Origin of the sequence: Stenotrophomonas sp. SrG (assembly GCF_050031795.1) — a bacterium.
GTDB lineage: Bacteria > Pseudomonadota > Gammaproteobacteria > Xanthomonadales > Xanthomonadaceae > Stenotrophomonas > Stenotrophomonas rhizophila_A.
Window position 1 is genome coordinate 20992 of the sequence record NZ_JBNBBE010000018.1, and the last position, 22949, is coordinate 43940.

A 22949-nucleotide genomic window follows, 5' to 3' on the forward strand; every position below is an offset into this window, starting at 1 on the left:
TGCCAGCGCCAGCTGCGGGGCCAGCGCGCGCGCCTGCGGTGCCTTCACCGCCAGCAGCACGCCGTCCACAGCGCCGGCGGCACGCAGCTGCGCGCCGATGTCGCCCACGGTGTCGCTCACACCCACGGTGGCCAGCACCTGGCCGCCGCGCTGGGTGAAGCGCTCGCGGAAGGCGGCGGCGGTACGGCGGCCGTTGTCGTCATTGCTGTGGAGCACCAGCACCTTGCTGCGTTCGCGGCTGCGCAGGTACTCGGCGGCGATGATGCCGTCGTCTTCCGGTGCCAGCGAAAAACCGGCGCTGCCGGCCGGCGGACTGCTCTTGCCGCGGTTCAGCGCCAGCACCGGCACCGGCAGTTCGGTACGGCCGAACACGGCGTCCACTTCATCGCGGCCCAACGGCCCGACGATGAAGTCCACGCCGGCAACGACGGCCTTGTCATACGCGGCCACGGCGCCGGCCGGAGTACCGGCGGTATCGATGAACTGGATATCCGGGCGCTGCCTGCTTTCACCGTAGTAGCCGCTGAGCAGGCCGTCGCGCACGGGCTGGGCGGCGGTAGCCAGGCGGCCGCTGAGCGGCAGCAGCACAGCCATCTTCACCGGCGGGCGGTAGCCATCGCTCATCGCCGGCGGACGCTTGCTGGTGTCGAACTGGGCCACGCCATCACGGTCGAACGGGCGCGGCAGCGGCAGCCCACGTGCGATCAGGGCGCGGCCGGCGAAGTTGTACAGCGGCTCGTTGGCCGGCAGCGCCGCAGCGCGGGCACGCAGGGTGGCATCGTCCAGCGTGCCGAGCAGACCGGCAATGGCCTGCTGGTTGTCGGTGCGTGCCTGGCCGGTCAGCGCGGCGTGCGCACGGGCGCGCTCGGTGGCCGCACCCATCGCATCGCCGGTGGCCTGCAGCGCATTGGCGCGCGCCAGCTGCCAGCGCGTGCGCAGCGGCGCGGAGACGGTGTCGGAGGATTCGTTCAGGAAGGCCAGTGCCTGGGCAGGCTGCTTGTCGGCCAGGGCCAGCTCGGCGCTGGTCAGCTGGAAACGCTGCAGGCTGGCGCCGCTCAGCTGGCGCGCGGTGACCTGGGCCAGCAGGCTGCGCGCGCGGGCGTTGTCGCCGGCCTCGCGCCAGGCAAAGGCCGCATCGGCCAGCGCGGCACCGCGGGCGTTGCCGCGCAGGGTGTTGGCCAGCGCTTCCAGCTGTACGGCGGCGTCACGCGGCTTGCCCTGGTCGATCAGCGCCAGGGCCTGGCTCTGCGCCGGCGATTCCGGGGCGCTGGTCAGGCTGGTCGTGGCGCAGCCGGCAAGCAGCAGCAGCGACAACGACAGGGCGGAGATGCGTGCGGCGGGCTTGTTCATCATCAGGTCCATTCGAGGGTGGCTCGTACACGTTAGGATTCTACCCTTGACCTGTGAGTGCCGTTGCGATGAGTGCTGTCCCCACGCTGTATGTCGTTGCCACCCCGATCGGCAACCTGTCCGACCTGACGCCGCGGGCGCAGGAGGTGCTGCGTTCGGTGGCCGCGATCTGCGCCGAGGACACCCGCCGCAGCGGCCAGCTGCTGGCCCACTTCGGCATCCAGCAGCCGCTGGTGGCGCTGCACGACCACAATGAAGAGGTGCTGGCCCAGCGCATCGTGGCGCGGCTGCAGGCGGGCGAATCGCTGGCGCTGGTCAGTGATGCCGGGACGCCGCTGGTCAGCGATCCCGGCTACCGGCTGGTCCGTGCCGCGCGCGAAGCCGGCATCCGGGTCAGCCCGGTTCCCGGCGCCTGTGCGGCCATTGCCGCGCTCAGCGTGGCCGGGCTGCCCAGCGACCGCTTCACCTTCGAAGGCTTCCTGCCGGCCAAGGGGTCCGGCCGCCGCGAACGCCTGCAGGCGCTGGCAGGGGAAACCCGCACGCTGGTCTTTTACGAATCCTCACACCGCATCGCGGAGTCGCTCGCAGACATGGTGGCCGCATTCGGCCCGACACGGCCCGCAGTGTTGGCGCGCGAACTGACCAAGCTGTTCGAGACTGTGCTCGACGGCGACCTGGCCAGCCTGCTGCAGCAGGTCGAAGCCGACGACAACCAGCGCAAAGGCGAATTCGTGGTGATGGTGCAGGGTGCGGCCAACGATGAAGAGGCCCAGCTCGCGCAGGGCCGCCGCCTGTACGCCAAGCTCAGCGAACACCTGCCACCCTCGACAGCCGCCAAACTCGCCGCCGAACTCACCGGCGCCCCGCGAAAAGCCCTCTACGGCAGCTGAGCTGGTAGACTGCGCACGGCAGAGCCGGCCAGACAGTCGCGTCATTCCTTCGGGAATGCCGAGGAAAGTCCGGGCTCCGCAGGGCAAGGTGCCAGGTAACGCCTGGGCGGCGCGAGCCGACGGAAAGTGCAACAGAAAGATACCGCCTACGTTCCCTTCGGGGAGCCGGTAAGGGTGAAATGGTGCGGTAAGAGCGCACCGCGAGTCTGGCAACAGACCGGCACGGCAAACCCCACCTGGAGCAAGACCAAATAGGGTCCTCATGGCGCGGCCCGCGTCGGGACCGGGTAGGTTGCTTGAGCGCCACGGTGACGTGGCGCCTAGAAGAATGACTGTCCACGACAAAACCCGGCTTATCGGCCGGCTCTGCCGCTTTTTCCGCCGACGGCGAAGAAGCCCCCTCAGCAAAGGGGGCTCCTCGTTCGTCAGGCTTGCGGGCCCATTCGATATTGGGCCGCCGAGATGAACTGGCTGAACGCTTCGCACCACACCACCACGGTGGTGTAGTCGTCGATGTCCACGTGGTCGGGCACGTCCAACAGGAAGCGGTTGAAGGTCTTTACGTCACCGATCAGCGTGGCGTCCTGCTTGATCCGCAGGAAATCGCCGCGGGTGTCGACGTATTCGCGCGACAGGTACACCTTGTAATCCGGGCCGGGGCCCATGCGGCCATCGAAGGCGATCTGGCTGTGGCTCACGCTGACCTTGCCGTCGGCCCAATGCACCGCGTCACTGCCCTTGAGGTCGCGGCGGAAGCGGGCTTCATGGGTGCTGTTGGCCATCGCCTCGGCAACGCTGGACGCGCTGGGCCCATCCGGTGCGGTAAGGATGGGCAACAGGTATACCCCGCTGCCGAAGCCTGCTGCCAGGGTCAGCACATGGGTGGCCAGGAAAACGGTAATTCGTCGATTCATCAAGGGTCTCGGCTGGAGGGCGCCAACTGCGCCGGTACCAGACAAGAGCGACGAGCGGGCGGGAACGATCCGGACCGCCCCCGCTTCATTCACCCTGCAGCGGGGCGGGGCAGCGGCCCGGGCGGGCCGACCGTGAGCGCGGTCTCGCCCACGCACGCGCCCGACGGGTCGAACAGACGCTCGCGGATGAAGCCCTGGCCCTGCGCATCCAGTGCGATCACGGTGCTGGCCCGGGTGCCGTACTCCGGGCTGCGGATGAAGGCGGCCGACAGCCAGCGCTCCCGCTCCAGGTCAATGCCGGTGTCGGGCAGGCGGGCGTCGGCAGCGCGGTTCTCGTCGGCCAGCGCCGCCCACAGCGGCGCCAGGTCCTCGCGGCCGGCGTCCACCCAGTCCTGCAGGGCGGCATTCAAGGCCAGGGTCTTGGGCCATGGCGCGTCCAGCGGGCCGTTGGACATGCCGTGGATACCCGGCGCCAGGGCCTGCCGCAGCAGCGGGTGGTTGCCCAGGAACTGGCAGCTGTCCCGATCGGCCAGCAGCAGGTTGAACGGGGCAAAGGCCGGGGCGTTGCCGGCCAGCGCGTCGGCAAAGGCGGCCGCAGACCCGGTGCCGCGCAGGTAGTCGGCCACCAGTGCACCGCGTGACGGGCCGGTCTGCCGGGCCAGCGGGTCGCGCACGTTGGTCACCACCGCCATCCGGCCATCGAGGCCGACGCCGGCCCAGGTGCCGCCCGAACGCAGGTCGCGCCCGGCCAGCACGCCCAGGTCCGGTGCGGGCCACGCCGCCAACCCCGCGGTCGGGCGTGCATGGAATTCGTCGCGGTTGCCGGCCATCAGCAACTGCCAGCGGGGGTGGACCTCCCAGGCCAAGGCAAGCAGACACATGACCGGCATTGTGCCGGTTTTGCGCAGCAACGGGTCGCTTGGGACATGGGGGCGGATGAATGCGCGGGGATGTTTCACGCCGTCTCCACACCCCTGAACTTCGCCCCAATCTCAAAAATTGAGACGAAACAGCAACTTGTGGATAAGCCTTGAACAAGTCTCTAAACATTGCTGCAAGCCCTTGATGTCCAAGGTGATTTCCCCTTCGCAAAACTGTTGACAACCCAATCGGCACTGCTAAGGTGGGCAACAGAGGGGAAACCGGGTTTTTTGTGGTTTTTCGTGGTTCAATGTTTCATCCAGGCGAAGGAAAGGTGTACGCGTCGTGTTTCAGGGCGAGACGGCCATCACGGTTGACGATAAAGGACGCATGGCGGTTCCCACCGCGCATCGCGACCTCGTCGCGCGTGTGAGCAACAACCGCCTGGTCCTGACCTACAACCCTTTCGAGTCCGGCTGCCTGTGGCTGTATGCCGAGCAGGAGTGGGAACGGGTCCGCGACGACGTCATGGCCAAGCCCAACACACAGCGCGTCGTGCGCCTGCTGCAACAGAAGCTGGTCGGTTCGGCCGCGCATCTGGAGCTGGATGGCAACGGTCGCATCAGTATCCCGGCAAGCCACCGCAACGCTGTTGGCATTGAAAAGAAGGCGGTGTTGCTCGGCATGGGCGACAAATTCGAATTGTGGAGCGAGCAGGCTCATCGCGCACTGATCCAGCAGACGTTGTCTGACGAGGATCTGGGCGATGGGTTGCTCGACCTGAAGTTGTGACCCGGGGTGCCCGGGTGCGCGGAGGCGCGCAGGCCGGTCACCTTCCGGTGTCGCAGTCGCCGGCGGGCCATCTGCCGGTGCTGTACACGCAGGTCCTGGACGGCCTGAGGGTGATCGAAAACGGAACGTATCTCGATGGCACGTTTGGTCGTGGCGGTCACGCCCGCGGCGTGCTCGAGCAACTCGGTCCTGGAGGCCGGCTGCTGGTCATGGACAAGGATCCGGAGGCAATCGCGGTAGCCGAGCGTGATTTCGCGCCGGACCCGCGCGTCTCGATCTTCCGTGGCAGTTTCGCCGACCTGCTGCACTGGAACGCAACCGCCGACGGCCTGGACGGGGTGCTGTTCGACCTCGGCGTGTCCTCGCCGCAGCTGGACGTGGCCGAGCGCGGTTTCAGCTTCGGCAAGGACGGCCCGCTGGACATGCGCATGGACCCGGACAGCGGCGAAAGCGCGGCGCAGTGGCTCAACCGTGTCGAAGAGCGCGAGTTGATGGATGTGCTGTGGACCTATGGCGAAGAACGCCAGGGGCGCCGCATCGCCCGCGCGATCATCGCCCGCCGCGACAAGCAGCCGTTCACCCGCACCGCCGAGCTGGCTGAACTGATCGCTTCGGTGATGCCGCGTGGCAAAGACAAGATCCACCCGGCCACGCGCAGCTTCCAGGCCATCCGCATCCACATCAACCGCGAACTGGCCGACCTTGAAGCCGGCCTGGACGCGGCGATGGCGCGCCTCAAGCCCGGTGGCCGGCTGGCGGTGATCAGCTTCCATTCGCTGGAAGACCGCATCGTCAAGCAGTTCATGAACCGCCACGCCAAGGCCCCGCCGACCAATCGCCGGTTGCCCGAGCTGGCGGCGTTCGTGCCGACGCTGGATCTGATCGGCGGCGCCATCAAGGCCGAGGACGACGAGCTGGCGGTCAACCCGCGCTCGCGCAGCGCCGTGCTGCGCGTGGCCGAAAAGCGCGGGGTGGTGTGATGAGCCGCCTGCTGCTGGTCGTGCTGCTGGCCTGCACCATCGCCTCGGCGATCGGGGTGGTGTTCATGCGCCACCGCCACCGGCAGACCTTCGTGGAGCTGTCGCGCGTGGAGCGCGCCCGCGACGAACTGAACATTGAATTCGGCCGCCTGCAGCTGGAACAGGCCACCCTGGCCGAAGCCACCCGCGTTGACCGCGTGGCCCGCGAGCGGCTGGGCATGAAGTTCCCCGAAGCGGCCGATGTCGTGGTGGTACGGCCATGAACAAGACCGGCCGCAACCGCACCCGCAACGCCTTCAACCTGCGCCAGCGCCTGAAGTGGGTCGGCCTGGCGCTGGGCCTGTGCTCGGTGTCGCTGGTCGGCCGCGCCGCCTACGTGCAGATCATCAACAGCGATTTCTACCAGCGCCAGGGCGAAGCCCGCTACCTGCGCGAGCTGCCCATCAACACCTCGCGCGGCATGATCACCGACCGCAACGGCGAACCGGTGGCGGTGTCCACCCCGGTCGCCTCGATCTGGGTCAACCCGCAGGAGCTGATGCGCTCGCCCGACCGCATTCCGGAACTGGCCACCGCGCTGGGCATGCCGCTGGACGAACTGACCTCGAAGCTGAGCCAGAAGGCGGACAAGGAATTCATGTACCTGCGCCGCCGGATCAATCCCGACGACGCCGAGAAGGTGGTTGCCCTGAAGATCCCGGGCGTGGCCTCGCAGCGCGAGTTCCGCCGCTTCTACCCGCAGGGTGAGGCGATGGCGCACGTGCTCGGCTTCACCAACATCGACGACCGCGGCCAGGAAGGGCTGGAGCTGGCCTTCGACGAATGGCTGCGCGGCAAGGCCGGCGCCAAGCGGGTGATCCGCAACCGAAAGGGCGAGACCGTCGAAAGCGACCTGCTGCGCGCCGCCGAACCGGGCAAGGACCTGACCCTGAGCATCGACCGTCGCATCCAGTTCCTGGCCTTCAAGGAACTGCGCAACGCGCTGATCGAGAACAAGGCCGCGGGCGGTTCGATGGTGATCATGGACGTGGCCACCGGCGAAGTGCTGGCCATGGTCAACCTGCCGACCTACAACCCCAATGCGGTGGGCGGCGCGGCGCCGGACACCCGCCGCAACCGCGCCGTGACCGACCTGGTCGAGCCGGGTTCGACCATGAAGCCGCTGACCATCGCCTCGGCGCTGCAGTCCGGCGTGGTCACCAAGGACACCACGGTCGACACCAACCCGGGCTACATGGCGATCGGCCGCTACACCATCAAGGACGTGCCGCGGAACAACGGCGTGCTCAACGTCACCGGCGTGATCACCCGCAGCTCGAACATCGGCGCGGCCAAGATCGCGGCCAAGATGCCCGACCAGGTGTTCTACGACCACGTCCACAGCTTCGGCTATGGCAGCGCTCCGCACAGCGGTTTCCCCGGCGAATCGGCGGGCGTGCTGCCGCGCCCGGCGCGCTGGAGCGGTTCGTCCAAGACCACCATGTCCTACGGCTATGGCCTGAACGTCACCCCGCTGCAGATCGCCACGGCGTACTCGGCGCTGGGCAATGGCGGCAAGCTGATCGCGCCGACCTTCGTGAAGGGCCAGCGCAACGAAGGCAAGCAGATCATCGACGAGAACATCGCCAAAGAGGTCGTGGCGATGATGGAAACGGTGGTCACCCAGGGCGGCGCCAAGCAGGCGGCGGTGCTGGGTTACCACGTGGCCGGCAAGACCGGTACCGCACGCAAGGCCGGTCCGGGCGGCTACGAGCGTGGCCACTACAACGCGCTGTTCGCCGGCGTGGTGCCGGCCAGCAACCCGCGCTTTGCCACGGTGATCGTCATCAACGACCCGCAGGCCGGCAAGTACTACGGCGGCCTGGTGTCCGCGCCGGTGTTCCACAACGTCATGGAAGGCGCGCTGCGCCTGATGGACGTGCCGCCGGACGACATCGATTCCTGGCTGGCGGCCCAGCAGTCCGGAAAGATGGGCCACGCCGCCTCCTCGCTGCCGACCCCGCCGCCGGCCGAGGCGGTCGTTGCCCCGGACGCCGCCGCCGAATTCGATGCCGCGCTGCCCAGCGCGCACGCCACGTTGCCGCCCGCGCAGGGAGGCACGCAATGAGCCAGATGATGTTGCTTTCGCAGTTGCTTCCCGATGTGGTGCTGAGCCACGACCCGTCCATCACCGGCCTGGTGCTGGACAGCCGCGCGGTGCGCCCCGGCAACGCCTTTGTCGCGATTGCCGGCTTCGGCGCGCACGGGCTGGGCTTTGTCGACCAGGCCCGCGCCGCCGGTGCGGCCGCGATCCTGTTCGAACCGCCGGCCCCGGCGGAGCTGCCGGCACCGGCCGATGCCATTGCCGTGCCGGGCCTGCGCACGCGCATGGGCGCCATGGCCGACCAGTTCCATGGCCAGCCCTCGCGCGCGATGACCATGGTCGGCGTGACCGGCACCAACGGAAAAACCTCCACCGTGCAGCTGCTGGCCCAGGCCTGGCACCTGCTCGGCACCGCCAGTGGCAGCATCGGTACGCTGGGCGTGGGCCTGTACGGCGATGTGGTGCCGACCGGCTTCACCACGCCGCTGGTGCTGCAGATACACGAAGTGCTGGCGCAGCTGCGTGACCAGGGCGCCAGGGCGGTGGCCATGGAAGTGAGCTCGCATGCGCTCGACCAGGGCCGCGTGGATGCCGTGCACTACGACGTGGCGGTGTTCACCAACCTCACCCGCGACCATCTCGATTACCACGGCGACATGGCCCAGTACGGCGCGGCCAAGGCCAAGCTGTTCCACCGCGCCGGCCTGAAGGCCGCGGTGGTGAACCTGGATGACAGCTTCGGCAGCGAACTGCTGCGCACGGTCGATGCCGGCGTCGCCCGGATCGGGGTCAGCTCGCGCGGTGCGCAGCAGGCCACTTTGCGCGCCGACTCGCTCAAGCTCGATGGCCGTGGCATCGCTTTCGATCTGGTGGTCGACGGTGCGCGCCACCCGGTGCAGTCGCCGCTGCTGGGCCGCTTCAACGTGGACAACCTGCTGGCCGTGGCCGGCGTGCTGCACGCGCTGGGCCATGCCCCCGAGGCGATCGCCGCGCTGGTGTCGCAGCTGCAGCCGATCGCCGGGCGCATGAACCGCCTCGGCGGCGAACGCGGCCTGCCGACCGTGGTGGTCGATTACGCGCATACCCCCGATGCATTGGAGCAGGCCCTGCAGAGCCTGCAGGGCCACCTGCAGGGCAGGCTGTTCTGCGTGTTCGGCTGCGGCGGCGAACGCGACGCGGGCAAGCGCCCGCAGATGGCGGCCATCGCCGAACGCCTGGCCCAGCAGGTGATCGTCACCGACGACAATCCACGCGGCGAGGATGGCGACGCCATCGTGGCCGACATCCTGGCTGGTTTCACTGCCCCCGACGCGGTCACCGTGCAGCGCAACCGCGCGCGCGCGATCGGCCTGGCGGTGAAGCTGGCCGGCCCTGGCGACATCGTGCTGCTGGCCGGCAAGGGCCATGAGCCCTATCAGGAAGTGCGCGGGGTCAAGCACGACTTCGACGACACCCTGGTGGCCGCTGCCGCGCTCAGCGCCAAGGAGGCCATCCTGTGAAGCGCACGCCGCTCTCGCTGATCGCCCATTGGGCCGGGGGTGACATCCATGGCGATGACACCGCCATCGACGCCATCAGCAACGACACCCGCACGCTGGCGCCGGGCAGCCTGTACGTGGCACTGCGTGGCGAGCGCTTCGACGGCCATGATTTCGCTGCCGACGCCGTGGCCCGTGGCGCCAGCGCGATGCTGGTCGAGCGCCTGCTCGACGTGGCCGTGCCGCAGATCGTGGTCGGCGACAGCGAGCATGCGCTTGGCCGGATCGCGGCTGGGATGCAGCGCGACCGCGCCGCACGCGTGTTCGCCATCACCGGCAGCAACGGCAAGACCAGCGTCAAGAGCCTGCTGCTGGCGATCCTGCAGCAGGTCGCGCGCGAGCAGCGCGCGGTGGTGTACGCCAACCCCGGCAACCGCAACAACGAGATCGGCCTGCCGCTGGCGGTGATCGATGCGCCGGAAGATGCCGATTACGCCATCTACGAGATGGGCGCCGGCAAGCCGGGTGACATCGCCTACCTCACCGACATCGCGCGCCCGCAGTACGCACTGGTCAACAACATCGCCCCGGCCCACCTGGAGCGGATGGGCAGCCTGCAGGGCGTGGCCAGCACCAAGGGCGCCATCTACGCTGCACTGCCGGCCGATGGCGTGGCGGTGATCAATGCCGATGACGCCTTCGGCATCTGGTTCGAACAGCACATCGTCGGCCAGCCGCCGCGCAGCCGCGTGCTGCGTTATGGCGTGGACCACAGCGCCGACGTGACCGCCCAGCAGATCCGCGCGACCGCCGACGGCAGCCGGTTCCTGCTGGTCAGTCCGGCCGGCAGCGTGGATATCGCCTTGGCGCTGCCGGGCCGCCACAACGTCAGCAACGCCCTGGCCGCCGCATCGCTGGCGCTGGCGGCGGGCATCGGCCTGGATTCGATTGCCGCCGGCCTGGCCCGTGCCGAACCGGTACCGGGCCGCCAGATCGCGCACCGGCTGCCCAATGGCGCCGTGCTGATCGATGACAGCTACAACGCCAACCCCGGTTCGCTGGCCGCTGCCATCGATGCGCTGGCCGCGTCGAAGGACGAGGCTTGGCTGGTGCTGGGTGACATGCGCGAACTCGGCCCGGATGGCGAGGCACTGCATGCGCAGGCCGGGCGCCGTGCCCGCGATGCCGGCCTGAAGCGGCTGTACACGCTGGGCACGCTGAGCGCGGCGGCATCGCAGGCGTTCGGCGACGGTGGCCGTCATTTCCAGAGCCACGACGCGCTGGCTGCCGCGCTGGCCGACGAACTGCATGCTGGCGTGCGCTGCCTGGTCAAGGGCTCGCGCGGCAGCGCCATGGACAAGATTGTAAAAGCGCTGCTGGCGCGAGGAGAGGAAACCCCCCATGTTGCTTGAACTGGCCCGATGGTTGCAGCAGTTGGAGAGCCTGTTCGGGCTGTTCGGCTACCTGACTCTGCGAGGCATCCTGGCCGCGCTTACCGCGCTGTTCCTGTCGCTGTGGCTGGGCCCGGCGATGATCCGCAAGCTGGCCCAGTTCAAGGGCGGCCAGCCGATCCGTACCGACGGCCCGCAGACCCACTTCTCCAAGGCCGGCACGCCGACCATGGGCGGTTCGCTGATCCTGCTCACCATCACCCTGTCGGTGCTGCTGTGGGCCGACCTGCGCAACCGCTACGTGTGGGTGGTGCTGGCGGTGATGCTGTGCTTCGGCGCCATCGGCTGGTACGACGACTGGATCAAGATCGTGCGCCGCGACCCGAACGGCCTGAAGTCGCGCTGGAAGTACCTGCTGCAGTCGATCTTCGGCCTGGCCGCCGGCCTGTTCCTGTTCTACACCGCCGACGTGCCGGCCGCACTGACCTTCTACATCCCGATGTTCAAGTCGGTGGCGTTGCCGCTGGCGGGCATCAGCTTCGTGGCCATTGCCTACTTCTGGATCGTCGGCTTCTCCAACGCGGTCAACCTGACCGACGGCCTGGATGGGTTGGCGATCATGCCGACGGTGCTGGTGGCCTGCGCGCTGGGCGTGTTCGCCTATGCCTCGGGCAACGTGGTGTTCTCCAACTACCTGCAGATCCCGCAGATTCCCGGTGCGGGCGAACTGGTGATCATCTGCGCGGCGATCGCCGGCGCGGGCCTGGGCTTCCTGTGGTTCAACACCTACCCGGCCATGGTGTTCATGGGCGACATCGGCGCGCTGGCGCTGGGCGCGGTGCTGGGCACCATCGCGGTGATCACCCGCCAGGAACTGGTGCTGGTGATCATGGGCGGCGTGTTCGTGATTGAAACGCTGTCGGTGATGATCCAGGTCGCCTCGTTCAAGCTGACCGGCAAGCGCGTGTTCCGCATGGCGCCGATCCACCACCACTTCGAGCTCAAGGGCTGGCCGGAGCCGCGCGTGATCGTGCGCTTCTGGATCATATCGGTGGTGCTGGTGCTGATCGGCCTGGCCACGTTGAAGGTCCGCTGATGAACGACCTGTCGCGCCAGGCAACCCGCCTTGAAGCCATCGGAGGCCACTTCGACAAGTGGCTGCTGGGCGCGATCATCACGCTCACCGGGCTGGGCGTGGTGATGGTCGCGTCGAGCTCGATCGCCCTGATGAGCAGCCCGTTCTACTACCTCAACCGCCATCTGATCTTCCTGGCGGTGGGCATCGTGCTGGCCGGGCTGGCCATGCGCACCGAGCTCAAGAGCATCGAGCAGTACAACCAGATGCTGCTGCTGGGCTGCTTCGCGCTGCTGGTGGTGGTGTTCATTCCCGGCCTGGGCAGCAGCGTCAACGGCGCCCGGCGCTGGATCAACCTGGGTTTCTCCAAGTTCCAGACCGTCGAAGCAGTGAAGGTGCTCTACATCGTGTGGCTGTCCAGCTACCTGGTGCGCTTCCGCGACGAGGTCAACGCGACCTGGCCGGCGATGCTCAAGCCGCTGGGCGTGGCCGGCGCGCTGGTGGTGCTGCTGCTGCTTCAGCCCGACTTCGGTTCCTCCACCCTGCTGCTGGCGATCACCGCCGGCATGCTGGTGCTGGGCGGGGTGAACCTGCCGCGCATGTCGATGCCGATCGTGTTCGGCCTGGTGGCGATGAGCGCGCTGGCGATCATCGAACCCTACCGCATGCGCCGCATCACCTCGTTCTGGGACCCGTGGGCCGACCAGCAGGGCGACGGCTACCAGCTGTCCAACGCGCTGATGGCGGTGGGCCGTGGCGAGTGGACCGGCGTGGGCCTGGGCAATTCGGTGCAGAAGCTGTACTACCTGCCCGAAGCACACACCGACTTCATCTTCTCGGTCACCGCCGAAGAACTGGGGTTCGTCGGCACCTGCCTGATCGTGGCGCTGTACGCGCTGCTGGCCGGCCGCGCGTTCTGGATCGGCATGCGCTGCGTGGAAATGAAGCGGCACTTCTCCGGCTACATCGCCTTCGGCATCGGCCTGTGGGTGAGCATGCAGAGTTTCGTCTCGATCGGCGTGAACCTGGGCATCCTGCCGACCAAGGGCCTGACCCTGCCACTGATTTCGTCTGGCGGTTCGAGCATCCTGATGACCTGCGTGGCGATGGGCCTGCTGCTGCGCGTGTCCTACGAACTGGACCGTGCCGAGCGCCGCCAGGCCGTGCGCATGGGCGCGGCAGAACAGGATGATGCCGCGCCGGTCGATGCGCCGGCCCGTGCCAGCGCCGTGGCCGCAGCCATGCAGGAAAGCAACGCACGTGCCTCCGCGCAGCGCGACAGCGCCCCGCGTGGGACCAGCCGCATGCAGCAGCGGATCGAGCCGACCCTGGGGAGGATGGGATGAACGCCCAGCATTCCCCGCGTCCGGTGATGATCATGGCCGGCGGTACCGGTGGCCACATCTTCCCCGGCCTGGCCGTGGCCAAGGTGCTGCGCGAACGCGGCATTCCCGTGACCTGGCTGGGCAGCATCGGCGGCATGGAAACGCGCCTGGTGCCGCAGCACGACATTCATATCGACACGCTGGCGATCAGCGGCCTGCGTGGCAAGGGCAAGCTGGCGCTGTTGACCGCGCCTGGCCGCCTGCTGCGCGCCGTGCGCTCGGCCGGCTTCCTGATCCGCGACCGCCAGCCGCGCGCGGTGATCGCCTTCGGCGGCTTCGCCTCCGGTCCCGGGGGGCTGGCCGCACGCCTGCACGGCCTGCCGTTGCTGGTGCACGAACAGAACCGCGCGCCGGGCCTGACCAACCGCGTGCTCTCGCGTTTCGCATGCCGCGTGCTGACCGGGTTCCCGGGCAGCTTCGCCCAGCGCGAAGAAGCGGTCGGTAACCCGGTGCGGGCCGAGATTGCCGCCATTGCCGGACCCGAACAGCGCCTGGCCGGTCGCGAAGGCCCGCTGCGGGTGCTGGTGCTCGGTGGCAGCCAGGGTGCGCGTGCCCTCAACAACGCCGTGCCCCAGGCACTCGCCGCACTGGCCGGTCGCATCGCGGTCGACGTGCGCCACCAGAGCGGTGAAAAGCTGCACGCCGAAGCGCTGCAGGCGTACCAGGATGCCGGTGTCGCTGCGCGCGTCGAGCCGTTCATCGCCGACATGGCCGAAGCGTTCGCTTGGGCCGACCTGGTGGTCTGCCGCTCCGGCGCGTCCACCCTGGCCGAGCTGTGCGCGGTCGGCGTGGGCAGTGTGCTGGTGCCGTTCGCGGCGGCCGTCGACGATCACCAGACCCGCAACGCGGAGTACCTGGTCGAACGTGGTGCGGCCGTGTTGCTGAAGCAGGACGAAACGCTGGCCGCGCGCCTGCAGGACGTACTGCGCGATCTGTCCGAAAATTCCGCCCGCCGCATGCAGATGGCAACCGCCGCGCGTGCCCTGGCCAAGGTCGATGCCGCCGAGCGCATCGCCGACATCATTCTCGAGGAATCCAAATGAACACCGTTACGCGAGGCCGCGCATGATCCGCCGCCTGCACGACACCAATGACCTGGTACGCGCCTTCCCGCGCGTGCACTTCGTCGGCATCGGTGGCACCGGCATGAGCGGCATCGCCGAAGTGATGCTGACGCTGGGGTATGAGGTGTCCGGTTCGGACAACGCCGACAACGCCGCCACCCGTCGCCTGGCAGGGCTGGGCGCGCGCGTGATGCGCGGCCATTCGGCCGCCAATGTGCTGGGCACCGACTGCGTGGTGGTGTCCAGCGCGATCCGCGAGGACAACCCCGAACTGATGGAAGCGCGCAGCCAGCGCATTCCGATCATGCCGCGCGCAGCCATGCTGGCCGAGCTGATGCGCTTCCGCCGCGGCATTGCCGTGGCCGGCACGCACGGGAAGACCACCACCACCAGCCTGACCGCGGCGGTGCTGAGCGAAGGCGGGCTGGACCCGACCTTCGTGATCGGTGGCCAGCTGCTGGCCGCCGGTGCCAACGCCAAGCTCGGCAGTGGCCAGTGGCTGGTGGCCGAAGCCGACGAAAGCGATGGCAGCTTCCTGCGCCTGAATCCACTGGTGTCGGTGATCACCAACATTGATGCGGACCACCTGGAAAACTACGGCAACGACTTCTCCCGCGTGCAGGCCGCCTTTGCCGAATTCCTGCAGCGCCTGCCGTTCTATGGGCTGGCGGTGCTGTGCATCGACGACCCGGAAGTGGCCGCGCTGGCCGCGCAGACCCCGCGCCATGTCATGAGCTACGGCATGAGCAGCAATGCGGACGTGCGCGCCGAAGACGTGGTCCAGGATGGGCCGCGCATGCGCTTCACCCTGCGTCTGCCCGAAGGCAGCAGCTACCCGGTGACCCTGGCGCTGCCGGGCGCGCACAACGTGCTCAACGCGCTGGCCGCCGCTGCGGTGGGCTGGCAGCTGGGCGTGGCCCCGGATGCGATCGCCCGCGCGCTGGAAAGCTTCGCTGGCATCGGTCGCCGCTTCAACGACCTGGGCATCGTCACCACCCGCACCGGCGCCAAGGTGCGCGTGATCGACGACTACGGCCATCACCCACGTGAGCTGGCTGCGGTGTTCGCCGCCGCGCGTGGCGGCTGGCCGTCGCAGCGCCTGGTGGTGGCGTTCCAGCCGCACCGCTACAGCCGTACCCGTGACCAGTTCGACGCGTTCGCCGCGGTGCTGTCCGAAGTGGATGCGCTGGTGTTGAGCGAGGTCTACCCGGCCGGCGAAGCGCCGATCCCCGGCGCCGATTCGCGCTCGCTGGCCCGCGCCATCCGCGCGCGCGGCCGCAGCGAACCGGTCGTGGTCGGCCAGGCGGCCGAACTGCAGCACGTGCTGCCTGACGTGCTGCAGGACGGTGACCTGCTGCTGATGATGGGCGCGGGCGACATCGGCCACGTTGCCCACCTGGTCGCCACCGAAGGCTTCAACGAGGCACCCGCCGCATGAGCACGCTGACCTTCCCGCCGCTGCGCACCACCGACCCGGCCGTGTTCGGCCGCGTTGCCGTGCTGCTGGGCGGCACCTCCAGCGAACGCGAAGTGTCGCTGGATTCCGGCCGCAACGTGATCGAGGCGCTGCGCGCGCGCGGTGTCAACGCCACCGCGGTGGACGGCATTCCGGCCCTGGCCCTGGCGCTGGTGGAAAAGCGCTTCGACCGCGTGTTCAACATCCTGCACGGCCACAACGGCGGCGGTGAGGACGGCATCGTGCAGGGGCTGATGGAAGCCTTCGGCGTGCCGTACACCGGTTCGGACGTGCTCGGTTCGGCGCTGGGCATGGACAAGATCCGCACCAAGCAGGTATGGCTGTCGCTGGGCCTGCCCACCCCGCAATACCGGAAGGTGGACAGCACCAATGTCCATGCGCTGGCGGCCGAACTCGGCCTGCCGGTGGTGGTCAAGCCGGCCAACGAAGGCTCCAGCGTCGGCATCAGCCGGGTCACCGACGAGGCTGGCCTGGATGAGGCGGTCGCCCTGGCGGCCCGCTACGACGGCCAGCTGCTGATGGAGCAGATGGTGGTCGGCGACGAACTCACCGTGGGCATCCTCGGCGACCAGGCGCTGCCGTCGATCCGCATCGTGCCCAAGGGCCAGTGGTACGACTACAACGCCAAGTACATCGCTGAAGACACGCAGTACCTGTGCCCGGGCCTGGAAGGCGATGACGAAGCGGAGATCCGCCGGATCGCGCTGGCTGCGTTCCGCGCCGCCGGCTGCCGTGGCTGGGGTCGCGTTGACGTGATGCGCGACCGCAACAGCGGCGCGTTCTACCTGCTCGAAGTGAACACCGCGCCGGGCATGACCAGCCATTCGCTGGTGCCCAAGGCGGCTGGCCAGGCCGGCATCGGGTTCGAAGAGCTGGTCTGGCGCGTGCTGGAACAGACGTTGCCGCAAGGCTTCGGCACCTCGGAGGCCACCTACGCATGAACGCGGTGCTGCGCATCTTCGTCTGGCTGCTGGCCCTGTCGCTGGTAGCGCTGCCCGTGGTGGCGGTGCTCAACGGCTGGGTCGGTGCCGAACGCTGGCCGTTGGCCAAGCTGCGCGTGCACGGTGAATTCAAGCGAGTGCCCGCCGAGCAGCTGCAGCAGGTGGTGCTGCCGTATGCGAAGTCCGGCTTCTTCGCGGTAAAGCTGCAGGACGCGCAGGACGCCATCGAAAAGCTGCCATGGGTGGAAAGCGCGCAGGTGCGCAAGCAGTGGCCCGACGTGCTGGAAATCACCCTGGTCGAGCACAAGCCGTTCGCGCGCTGGGGCAAGGACCGGCTGCTGTCCGAGCAGGGCAAGCTGTTCGCCACCCCGCAGAAGCTGCAGGACCTGGCATTGCCGGACCTGGATGGCCCGGACACGCAGACCGAAGAAGTGGTGGCGCTGTACAACGACGCACGCGCGCTGTTCGCGCCGGCCGGGGTGGATGTCACCCGGGTCAGCATGGATGCGCGCGGCAGCTGGTCGCTGCAGCTGAGCAACGGCACCGAAGTGGTGGTCGGCCGCGATGACGCGCGCTCGCGCCTGCAGCGCTTCGTGCGCGTGCTGCCGCAGCTGGCCAACCAGCAGGCGCCGATCGAACGCGCCGACCTCCGTTATACCAATGGTTTCACGCTGAGCTGGGGTACTCCCCCGGCCCCGGCCACGCCGGCCAATGTGGCGCAACGCACGCAGGACAGGACATGAATCGCAAGGGTGACAAATCGCTGATCGTCGGGCTCGATATCGGCACCTCCAAGGTGGTGGCGCTGGTCGGCGAGTACTCGCCGGGCAATCCCATCGAGGTGATCGGCATCGGTTCGCATGAGTCGCGCGGCCTCAAGCGCGGCGTGGTGGTGGACATCGAATCGACCGTGCAGTCGATCCAGCGCGCGGTCGAAGAGGCCGAGCTGATGGCCGGCTGCGAGATCCGCTCGGTGTATGCCTCCATCTCCGGCAACCATGTGCAGTGCAAGAACTCGCCGGGGATCGTGCCGATCCGCGACGGTGAGGTGACCTGGGGCGACCTGGACCGCGTGCTGGATGCGGCCAAGGCCGTGGCGATCCCGGCCGACCAGAAGATCCTGCACGCGATCCCGCGCGAATACGTGCTGGACGATTCTCAGGAAGGCATCCGCAACCCGGTTGGCATGACCGGCGTGCGCTTGGAGGTGCATGCGCACCTGGTGGTATGCGCGCAGTCGGCCGCGGCCAACATCAGCAAGTGCGTGCAGCGCTGCGGCCTGCAGGTGGATGACCTGGTCCTGTCCTCGCTGGCCTCCAGCGTGGCCGTGCTGACCGCCGACGAGCGCGAACTGGGCGTGGTGCTGGTCGACATGGGCGCCGGCACCACCGACCTGGCCGTGTTCGTGCAGGGCGCGATCTGCCACACCGCCTCGCTGCCGATCGCCGGCGACCACGTCACCAACGACATCGCGCACATGCTGCGCACGCCCACCCCGGAAGCCGAGCAGATCAAGGTGCGCTACGCGTGCGCGCTGGCCCAGCTGGCCACCGCCGAGGAAAGCATCCAGGTGCCCAGCGTGGGCGACCGTCCGCCGCGCCGCATGCCGCGCCACGCGCTGGCGCAGGCAGTGCAGGGCCGTTACGAGGAAATCTTCGAGATGGTGCAGGCCGAACTGCGCCGTTCCGGCTTCGAGGAACTGGTGCGCGCCGGCATGGTGCTCACCGGCGGTGCCTCGAAGATGGAAGGCGTGGTCGAACTGGCCGAGGAAATGCTGCAGATGCCGGTACGCGTTGGCATTCCGCAGCACGTCACGGGGCTGGGCGAAGTGGTCGGCAACCCGGTGCACGCCACCGGCGTGGGCTTGCTGCTGATGGGCAGCCAGATCGAACACCCGCGCCGCCCGTCGCTGCCCACCGGGCGCGCAGGCAGCATGTTCAACAAATTGAAAACCTGGTTCCGCGGCGAGTTCTGACGCGGCACCAGAACGCGGCGACGCGTGTTTCAAACCGGCCCCCGCCGGCGCAACAGAAAAGCAACACACAACCCACACAGCCGCAACGGCAACATGCAGCGCGAAGGCAGGACGCCAACACGCCCATGCCAACCACAAGCGGATACAACGAGGACACGGACATGGCGCATTTCGAACTGATTGAGAAGATGGCACCCAATGCGGTGATCAAGGTGATCGGCGTGGGCGGCGGCGGCGGCAACGCCGTGGCGCACATGGTCAGCACCAGCGTGGACGGCGTGGAATTCATCACCGCCAACACCGACTCGCAGGCCATCAAGAATTGCGGTGCCAAGCTGCAGCTGCAGCTGGGTACCAACGTCACCAAGGGCCTGGGCGCAGGCGCGAATCCGGAAGTGGGCCGCCAGGCCGCGCTGGAAGACCGCGAGCGCATCATGGACGCCCTGCAGGGTGCGGACATGGTGTTCATCACCGCCGGCATGGGCGGCGGCACCGGCACCGGCGCTGCACCGGTGGTGGCACAGCTGGCCAAGGAGATGGGCATCCTGACCGTCGCCGTGGTCACCAAGCCGTTCCCGTTCGAAGGCCGCCGCCGCATGCAGGTCGCGCTGAAGGGCATCGAGGAGCTGAGCCAGCACTGCGACTCGCTGATCACCATTCCGAACGAAAAGCTGATCACCGTGCTGGGCCGCAACGCCACCATGATCCAGGCCTTCCGTGCCGCCAACGACGTCCTCCAGGGCGCCGTGCAGGGCATCGCCGACCTGATCGTGCGCCCGGGCCTGATCAACGTCGACTTCGCCGACGTGCGCACCGTCATGTCCGAAATGGGCCTGGCGATGATGGGTACCGGCACCGCCCGTGGCGATGACCGCGCCCAGGCCGCCGCCGAAGCCGCCATCCAGAACCCGCTGCTGGACGATGTGAACCTGGCCGGTGCCAACGGCATCCTGGTCAACATCACCGCCGGCGCCGACTTCACCATGGCCGAGTTCGACGAGATTGGCCGTACCATCGATGGCTTCGCCTCCGAAGACGCCACCGTGGTGGTCGGTACCGTGCTGGATCCGGACATGCAGGACGAAGTCCGTGTCACCGTGGTTGCGACCGGCCTGAACCGTGCCGTGGCCGCCAAGTCCCAGCGTCCGGGCGAGCGCGCGCCGATCAAGCTGGTCCGCAACGCCACCACCGGCCAGCCGGAATTCGGTGATTTCGACAACGGCGGCGACGCTGTCTCCAAGGCCGTCGGCGGCATGGGCCTGGGCCTGCGCCGTCCGAGCGCCGACACCGTGGCCCCGTCCGCACCGTCGGCCTCGGGTCCGGCCGCGGCTGAGCTGCCCAACGATTACCTGGACATCCCGGCGTTCCTGCGCCGCCAGGCGGACTGAGGAACGCGGCCGGGGTCTTGTCCTCCCCGGTAAGCGCCTCCATGTCCCTTGCTGCCGGGCCAGGATAGGCCCGGCAGTCTGCCGCCCCCGGTTCAGAAAGGAGCGGTGGTAGTGCGTGTTATTCTTGTTTGTCACTGTCGCGTTGACTGCGCGCTTTCCCCCGGCTGGCCCCCATGATTCCGCAACGCACCCTCAAGAACACGATCCGCGCCACCGGCGTTGGCCTGCACAGCGGTGACAAGGTCTACATGACCCTGCGCCCGGCACCGGTCAACCATGGCATCGTGTTCCGGCGCGTGGACCTGGACCCGGTGGTGGAGGTGCCAGCCCGTGCCGACCTGGTCACCGAAGTAACCCTGTGCACCGGGCTGACCTGCAACGACGCCAAGATCCAGACTGTCGAACACCTGATGTCGGCCCTGGCCGGCCTGGGTGTGGACAACATCATCGTGGAGCTGTCCTCGGCCGAGCTGCCGATCATGGACGGTTCCTCGGGCCCGTTCGTGTTCCTGCTGCAGTCGGCGGGCATCGCCGAACAGGACGCGCCCAAGCGTTTCATCCGCATTCTCAAGACCGTGGAAGTCACCGAAGGCGACAAGGTCGCCCGCTTCGAGCCGTATGAAGGCTACAAGCTCGGTTTCACGATCCAGTTCGACCACCCGATGATCCCGGCCAAGCAGTCGCGCGCCGAGATCGAGTTCTCCACCGCCGCCTACACCAAGGAAATCTCCCGCGCGCGCACCTTCGGGTTCATGCGTGACCTGGAGTACATGCGCGAGCGCAACCTGGGCCTGGGCGGTTCGATGGACAACGCCATCGTGCTCGACGAATTCCGCGTGCTCAACGACGACGGCCTGCGTTACGCCGACGAATTCGTGCGCCACAAGATCCTCGACGCGATCGGTGACCTGTACCTGGCCGGCGGCCAGGTGCTGGGCGCCTACGAGGGCTTCAAGTCCGGCCACGCGCTCAACAACAAGCTGGTGCGGGCCCTGCTGGCCGATGCAACCGCCTGGGAGTGGGTGAGCTACGACGCACCCAGTAGCGCAGCGCCGGTCGTCTACGGCGTCCCCGCATACGCATAACCCGTTGAAATGATTGGGAAAGAACGGCGCCTTGGGCGCCGTTCGGCGTTTTCGGCGGTATGAGCGGCGTGACGTTGACGTCAATGAACCGTGTACGTACCTGGGTCACGTTTTTGTGAACCCGATCCGGTTCTGAGCTGAATTTAACGAACTTTTAATAAAAGACTAACGACTGGACGACCCAGCACGGCTACGATGGCCGCCGGCTCCCAACCAGATTCACGTGATCGTGACGACGGTAGGGAAGGGGCGGGATGCCCCGATGGCTTCAGGACCTGGTCGAATCCACGTCCTTTAGACAGGCCAACGCGTCGCGTAGCCCTTTGTGCGTGGCGGCTGAAACTGCGTGGGGGCCATTCCTGTTATCGATCGCTGGGGAGCGTGGAGGAGCGGCAGCCGCGGTTTTGACGGTCACCTTGGTGACCTTCAGCCCGATGGACCGGGCCGCGTCGATCAACTGAGCCTCGGCAAGCCGCACTTTGGCGTGCCAGACAGGGGATTCGACGAGAAAAACGAGGTGTTCGCCGTTCACATTCGCCAACCGGCAACGGGTGGCCAGGGTGGGCGGCAAATGGGGGCGCAACTGACGGTCCAGCGCATCGAGCCACAGGGCACGACGCAGCGGATTGCCAGCTTTGTCACCCATGACTGCATCCAGCGCCGGCTTCGGCGTTGACGCAGGACGGGCACTGGATTTCGGCTCAGACATGAAAACTCACTGATGGCATTCAAAAAGATCGTAATCAAAACGCGTGAAGGACAGGCCAAGACGCCGCTGGCGCGTTTGCGTTTCTACTTCGAGGACAGGCCCCGCGCCCTGCTGGGCAGCGTACTCGGGCTGGGCTGCCTGATCGGCTTCGGTGCCGGTCTGGGTGGCAGCATGTTCAACGATTCCCGGCTCCACGCCAAGGTCGCCCAGCAGGAACGCGACCTGGCGCAGGCCCGCAAGGACGCCCAGACCCAGGTCAACGCCCTGGCCGCCCGCATGGGCGAGCTGCAGGCGCAGGCGACCCGGCTCAATGCGCTGGGCGAACGGCTCACCCAGATGGGCAAGCTGGAAGACGGCGAGTTCGACTTCAACGAGACCCCCGGCCTCGGTGAAGGCGAGCCTGGCCCGACCCAGGACATCCCGGTCAGCGCGGTCAACGCCGACTTACAGGTGCTGGAGCAGCGCTTCGCTGCTTCAGGCCGCCAGTTGTCGGTGATGGAATCGCTGATGTTCGACCACCAGCTGGAGCAGGACGCCGTGCCGGGTCGCATGCCGATCCGCAACAGCTACATCACCTCCAGCTTTGGTGGTCGCAACGACCCGTTCGGTCGCGGTCGCGGCAACCACAAGGGCATCGACTTCCATGCCAAGGTCGGCGACCCGGTCATGGCCGTGGCCGATGGCGTGGTCAGCTTCGCCGGCGTGAAGGGCGGCTACGGCAACGTGGTCGACGTGGACCACGGCAACGGCTACGTGACCCGCTATGCGCACAATTCGCGCCTGGTGGTGAAGCCGGGCGATCTGGTGCGGGCCGGCCAGGAAGTGGCCAAGGCCGGTTCCACGGGCCGTTCCACCGGTGCCCACGTGCACTTCGAGGTCTGGGAACGCGGCCAGGTGGTCAACCCGCGCAAGTTCCTGGGCGATGGCGGCAACACCCCGGTCGGGCGGGTTTCCCGCGGCTGAGGGCGCCATCTGGCGGATCGCGGGCGCTTGAAACCAAGTGCCCTCGTCCCAAGCTACAATGGGTGTTGCCATAGACAGGGCGCGATGCGCCCTGATTCGTTTGCGGCGGGCGGCTCCTGAGGGAGCGTCGCCGTTGGGGCGTCTCATT

21 protein-coding genes and 1 other RNA gene are annotated in these 22949 nt (G+C 67.9%); 18 read left to right on the forward strand and 4 right to left on the reverse strand.

The features are described from left to right. On the reverse strand, nucleotides 1–1350 hold a 1350-nt coding region (locus tag ACQG3P_RS15960), incomplete at its 3' end, for a penicillin-binding protein activator (protein ID WP_426805599.1). A gap of 68 nt (nucleotides 1351–1418) precedes the next feature. On the opposite strand from ACQG3P_RS15960, the gene rsmI reads away from it, so the two are divergent. Further along, on the forward strand, nucleotides 1419–2240 hold the full coding sequence (rsmI, locus tag ACQG3P_RS15965) for a 16S rRNA (cytidine(1402)-2'-O)-methyltransferase (RefSeq protein WP_093536101.1): 822 nt from the start codon (nucleotides 1419–1421) through the stop codon (nucleotides 2238–2240). Nucleotides 2241–2260: 20 nt separating this feature from the next. Beyond that, nucleotides 2261–2612, forward strand: an RNA gene (rnpB, locus tag ACQG3P_RS15970) — RNase P RNA component class A. Nucleotides 2613–2665: 53 nt separating this feature from the next. On the opposite strand, the gene ACQG3P_RS15975 is transcribed toward rnpB, so the two are convergent. Together ACQG3P_RS15975 and ACQG3P_RS15980 are read right to left on the reverse strand one after the other, a co-directional pair. Next, nucleotides 2666–3154, reverse strand: a complete 489-nt coding sequence (locus tag ACQG3P_RS15975; RefSeq protein WP_184124729.1) for a DM13 domain-containing protein — start codon at nucleotides 3152–3154, stop codon at nucleotides 2666–2668. 89 nt (nucleotides 3155–3243) lie between these two features. Next, on the reverse strand, nucleotides 3244–4035 hold the full coding sequence (locus ACQG3P_RS15980; RefSeq protein ID WP_426805600.1) for an NRDE family protein: 792 nt from the start codon (nucleotides 4033–4035) through the stop codon (nucleotides 3244–3246). Nucleotides 4036–4360: 325 nt separating this feature from the next. Here ACQG3P_RS15980 and mraZ point away from each other — a divergent pair, with 325 nt between their 5' ends. From mraZ to lpxC, 15 genes are all read left to right on the forward strand, one after another. Further along, on the forward strand, nucleotides 4361–4807 hold the full coding sequence (gene mraZ / locus ACQG3P_RS15985; protein WP_093536097.1) for a division/cell wall cluster transcriptional repressor MraZ: 447 nt from the start codon (nucleotides 4361–4363) through the stop codon (nucleotides 4805–4807). A 14-nt stretch (nucleotides 4808–4821) separates the two neighbouring features. Continuing rightward, nucleotides 4822–5787, forward strand: a complete 966-nt coding sequence (rsmH, locus tag ACQG3P_RS15990) for a 16S rRNA (cytosine(1402)-N(4))-methyltransferase RsmH (RefSeq protein WP_184125439.1) — start codon at nucleotides 4822–4824, stop codon at nucleotides 5785–5787. Next, complete coding sequence (ftsL, locus tag ACQG3P_RS15995; protein ID WP_068849221.1) at nucleotides 5787–6050, forward strand: cell division protein FtsL; 264 nt, start codon at nucleotides 5787–5789, stop codon at nucleotides 6048–6050. Before rsmH ends, ftsL begins: the two co-directional genes overlap by 1 nt. Next, nucleotides 6047–7894 carry a peptidoglycan D,D-transpeptidase FtsI family protein gene (locus ACQG3P_RS16000; RefSeq protein WP_068849223.1) on the forward strand — a complete coding sequence of 616 codons (1848 nt, stop codon included), beginning with the start codon at nucleotides 6047–6049 and terminating at the stop codon, nucleotides 7892–7894. Before ftsL ends, ACQG3P_RS16000 begins: the two co-directional genes overlap by 4 nt. Next, nucleotides 7891–9369 carry a UDP-N-acetylmuramoyl-L-alanyl-D-glutamate--2,6-diaminopimelate ligase gene (locus ACQG3P_RS16005; RefSeq protein ID WP_426805601.1) on the forward strand — a complete coding sequence of 493 codons (1479 nt, stop codon included), beginning with the start codon at nucleotides 7891–7893 and terminating at the stop codon, nucleotides 9367–9369. Before ACQG3P_RS16000 ends, ACQG3P_RS16005 begins: the two co-directional genes overlap by 4 nt. Next, nucleotides 9366–10760, forward strand: a complete 1395-nt coding sequence (locus tag ACQG3P_RS16010) for a UDP-N-acetylmuramoyl-tripeptide--D-alanyl-D-alanine ligase (RefSeq protein WP_426805602.1) — start codon at nucleotides 9366–9368, stop codon at nucleotides 10758–10760. Before ACQG3P_RS16005 ends, ACQG3P_RS16010 begins: the two co-directional genes overlap by 4 nt. Further along, on the forward strand, nucleotides 10750–11835 hold the full coding sequence (mraY, locus tag ACQG3P_RS16015; protein WP_068849228.1) for a phospho-N-acetylmuramoyl-pentapeptide-transferase: 1086 nt from the start codon (nucleotides 10750–10752) through the stop codon (nucleotides 11833–11835). The genes ACQG3P_RS16010 and mraY overlap by 11 nt, the downstream gene beginning before the upstream one ends. Continuing rightward, a complete protein-coding gene (ftsW, locus tag ACQG3P_RS16020; RefSeq protein WP_426805603.1) occupies nucleotides 11835–13160 on the forward strand; it encodes a putative lipid II flippase FtsW in 1326 nt (441 codons plus the stop codon). Before mraY ends, ftsW begins: the two co-directional genes overlap by 1 nt. Next, on the forward strand, nucleotides 13157–14242 hold the full coding sequence (gene murG, locus ACQG3P_RS16025) for an undecaprenyldiphospho-muramoylpentapeptide beta-N-acetylglucosaminyltransferase (RefSeq protein WP_426805604.1): 1086 nt from the start codon (nucleotides 13157–13159) through the stop codon (nucleotides 14240–14242). Before ftsW ends, murG begins: the two co-directional genes overlap by 4 nt. Nucleotides 14243–14264: 22 nt before the next feature. Continuing rightward, entirely contained in the window at nucleotides 14265–15701 is a 1437-nt protein-coding gene (gene murC, locus ACQG3P_RS16030; RefSeq protein ID WP_426805605.1) for a UDP-N-acetylmuramate--L-alanine ligase, read from the forward strand. After that, nucleotides 15698–16681, forward strand: a complete 984-nt coding sequence (locus ACQG3P_RS16035) for a D-alanine--D-alanine ligase (protein WP_093536083.1) — start codon at nucleotides 15698–15700, stop codon at nucleotides 16679–16681. The genes murC and ACQG3P_RS16035 overlap by 4 nt, the downstream gene beginning before the upstream one ends. Beyond that, a complete protein-coding gene (locus tag ACQG3P_RS16040; RefSeq protein ID WP_426805606.1) occupies nucleotides 16678–17424 on the forward strand; it encodes a cell division protein FtsQ/DivIB in 747 nt (248 codons plus the stop codon). Before ACQG3P_RS16035 ends, ACQG3P_RS16040 begins: the two co-directional genes overlap by 4 nt. Next, nucleotides 17421–18656, forward strand: a complete 1236-nt coding sequence (ftsA, locus tag ACQG3P_RS16045; RefSeq protein ID WP_068849240.1) for a cell division protein FtsA — start codon at nucleotides 17421–17423, stop codon at nucleotides 18654–18656. The genes ACQG3P_RS16040 and ftsA overlap by 4 nt, the downstream gene beginning before the upstream one ends. Nucleotides 18657–18817: 161 nt before the next feature. Further along, nucleotides 18818–20044 (forward strand): cell division protein FtsZ, encoded by a 1227-nt coding sequence (gene ftsZ, locus ACQG3P_RS16050; RefSeq protein WP_068849242.1) that lies wholly within the window; start codon nucleotides 18818–18820, stop codon nucleotides 20042–20044. A 173-nt stretch (nucleotides 20045–20217) separates the two neighbouring features. Continuing rightward, a complete protein-coding gene (gene lpxC / locus ACQG3P_RS16055; RefSeq protein WP_426805607.1) occupies nucleotides 20218–21129 on the forward strand; it encodes a UDP-3-O-acyl-N-acetylglucosamine deacetylase in 912 nt (303 codons plus the stop codon). Nucleotides 21130–21397: 268 nt separating this feature from the next. Here lpxC and ACQG3P_RS16060 read toward each other — a convergent pair whose 3' ends face one another. Next, a complete protein-coding gene (locus ACQG3P_RS16060) occupies nucleotides 21398–21838 on the reverse strand; it encodes a DUF721 domain-containing protein (protein WP_083214065.1) in 441 nt (146 codons plus the stop codon). Nucleotides 21839–21850: 12 nt separating this feature from the next. Here ACQG3P_RS16060 and ACQG3P_RS16065 point away from each other — a divergent pair, with 12 nt between their 5' ends. Further along, entirely contained in the window at nucleotides 21851–22801 is a 951-nt protein-coding gene (locus ACQG3P_RS16065; RefSeq protein ID WP_068849249.1) for a M23 family metallopeptidase, read from the forward strand. Nucleotides 22802–22949: the final 148 nt, after the last annotated feature.

Coding starts and splice junctions, on each gene's coding strand:
- rsmI (WP_093536101.1), top strand. CDS start 1,419: ATGAGTGCTGTCCCCACGCTGTATGTCGTTGCCACCCCGATCGGCAAC.
- ACQG3P_RS15975 (WP_184124729.1), bottom strand. CDS start 3,154: ATGAATCGACGAATTACCGTTTTCCTGGCCACCCATGTGCTGACCCTG.
- ACQG3P_RS15980 (WP_426805600.1), bottom strand. CDS start 4,035: ATGTGTCTGCTTGCCTTGGCCTGGGAGGTCCACCCCCGCTGGCAGTTG.
- ftsL (WP_068849221.1), top strand. CDS start 5,787: ATGAGCCGCCTGCTGCTGGTCGTGCTGCTGGCCTGCACCATCGCCTCG.
- ACQG3P_RS16000 (WP_068849223.1), top strand. CDS start 6,047: ATGAACAAGACCGGCCGCAACCGCACCCGCAACGCCTTCAACCTGCGC.
- ACQG3P_RS16005 (WP_426805601.1), top strand. CDS start 7,891: ATGAGCCAGATGATGTTGCTTTCGCAGTTGCTTCCCGATGTGGTGCTG.
- mraY (WP_068849228.1), top strand. CDS start 10,750: ATGTTGCTTGAACTGGCCCGATGGTTGCAGCAGTTGGAGAGCCTGTTC.
- ftsW (WP_426805603.1), top strand. CDS start 11,835: ATGAACGACCTGTCGCGCCAGGCAACCCGCCTTGAAGCCATCGGAGGC.
- murG (WP_426805604.1), top strand. CDS start 13,157: ATGAACGCCCAGCATTCCCCGCGTCCGGTGATGATCATGGCCGGCGGT.
- murC (WP_426805605.1), top strand. CDS start 14,265: ATGATCCGCCGCCTGCACGACACCAATGACCTGGTACGCGCCTTCCCG.
- ACQG3P_RS16035 (WP_093536083.1), top strand. CDS start 15,698: ATGAGCACGCTGACCTTCCCGCCGCTGCGCACCACCGACCCGGCCGTG.
- ACQG3P_RS16040 (WP_426805606.1), top strand. CDS start 16,678: ATGAACGCGGTGCTGCGCATCTTCGTCTGGCTGCTGGCCCTGTCGCTG.
- ftsA (WP_068849240.1), top strand. CDS start 17,421: ATGAATCGCAAGGGTGACAAATCGCTGATCGTCGGGCTCGATATCGGC.
- ftsZ (WP_068849242.1), top strand. CDS start 18,818: ATGGCGCATTTCGAACTGATTGAGAAGATGGCACCCAATGCGGTGATC.
- lpxC (WP_426805607.1), top strand. CDS start 20,218: ATGATTCCGCAACGCACCCTCAAGAACACGATCCGCGCCACCGGCGTT.
- ACQG3P_RS16060 (WP_083214065.1), bottom strand. CDS start 21,838: ATGTCTGAGCCGAAATCCAGTGCCCGTCCTGCGTCAACGCCGAAGCCG.
- ACQG3P_RS16065 (WP_068849249.1), top strand. CDS start 21,851: ATGGCATTCAAAAAGATCGTAATCAAAACGCGTGAAGGACAGGCCAAG.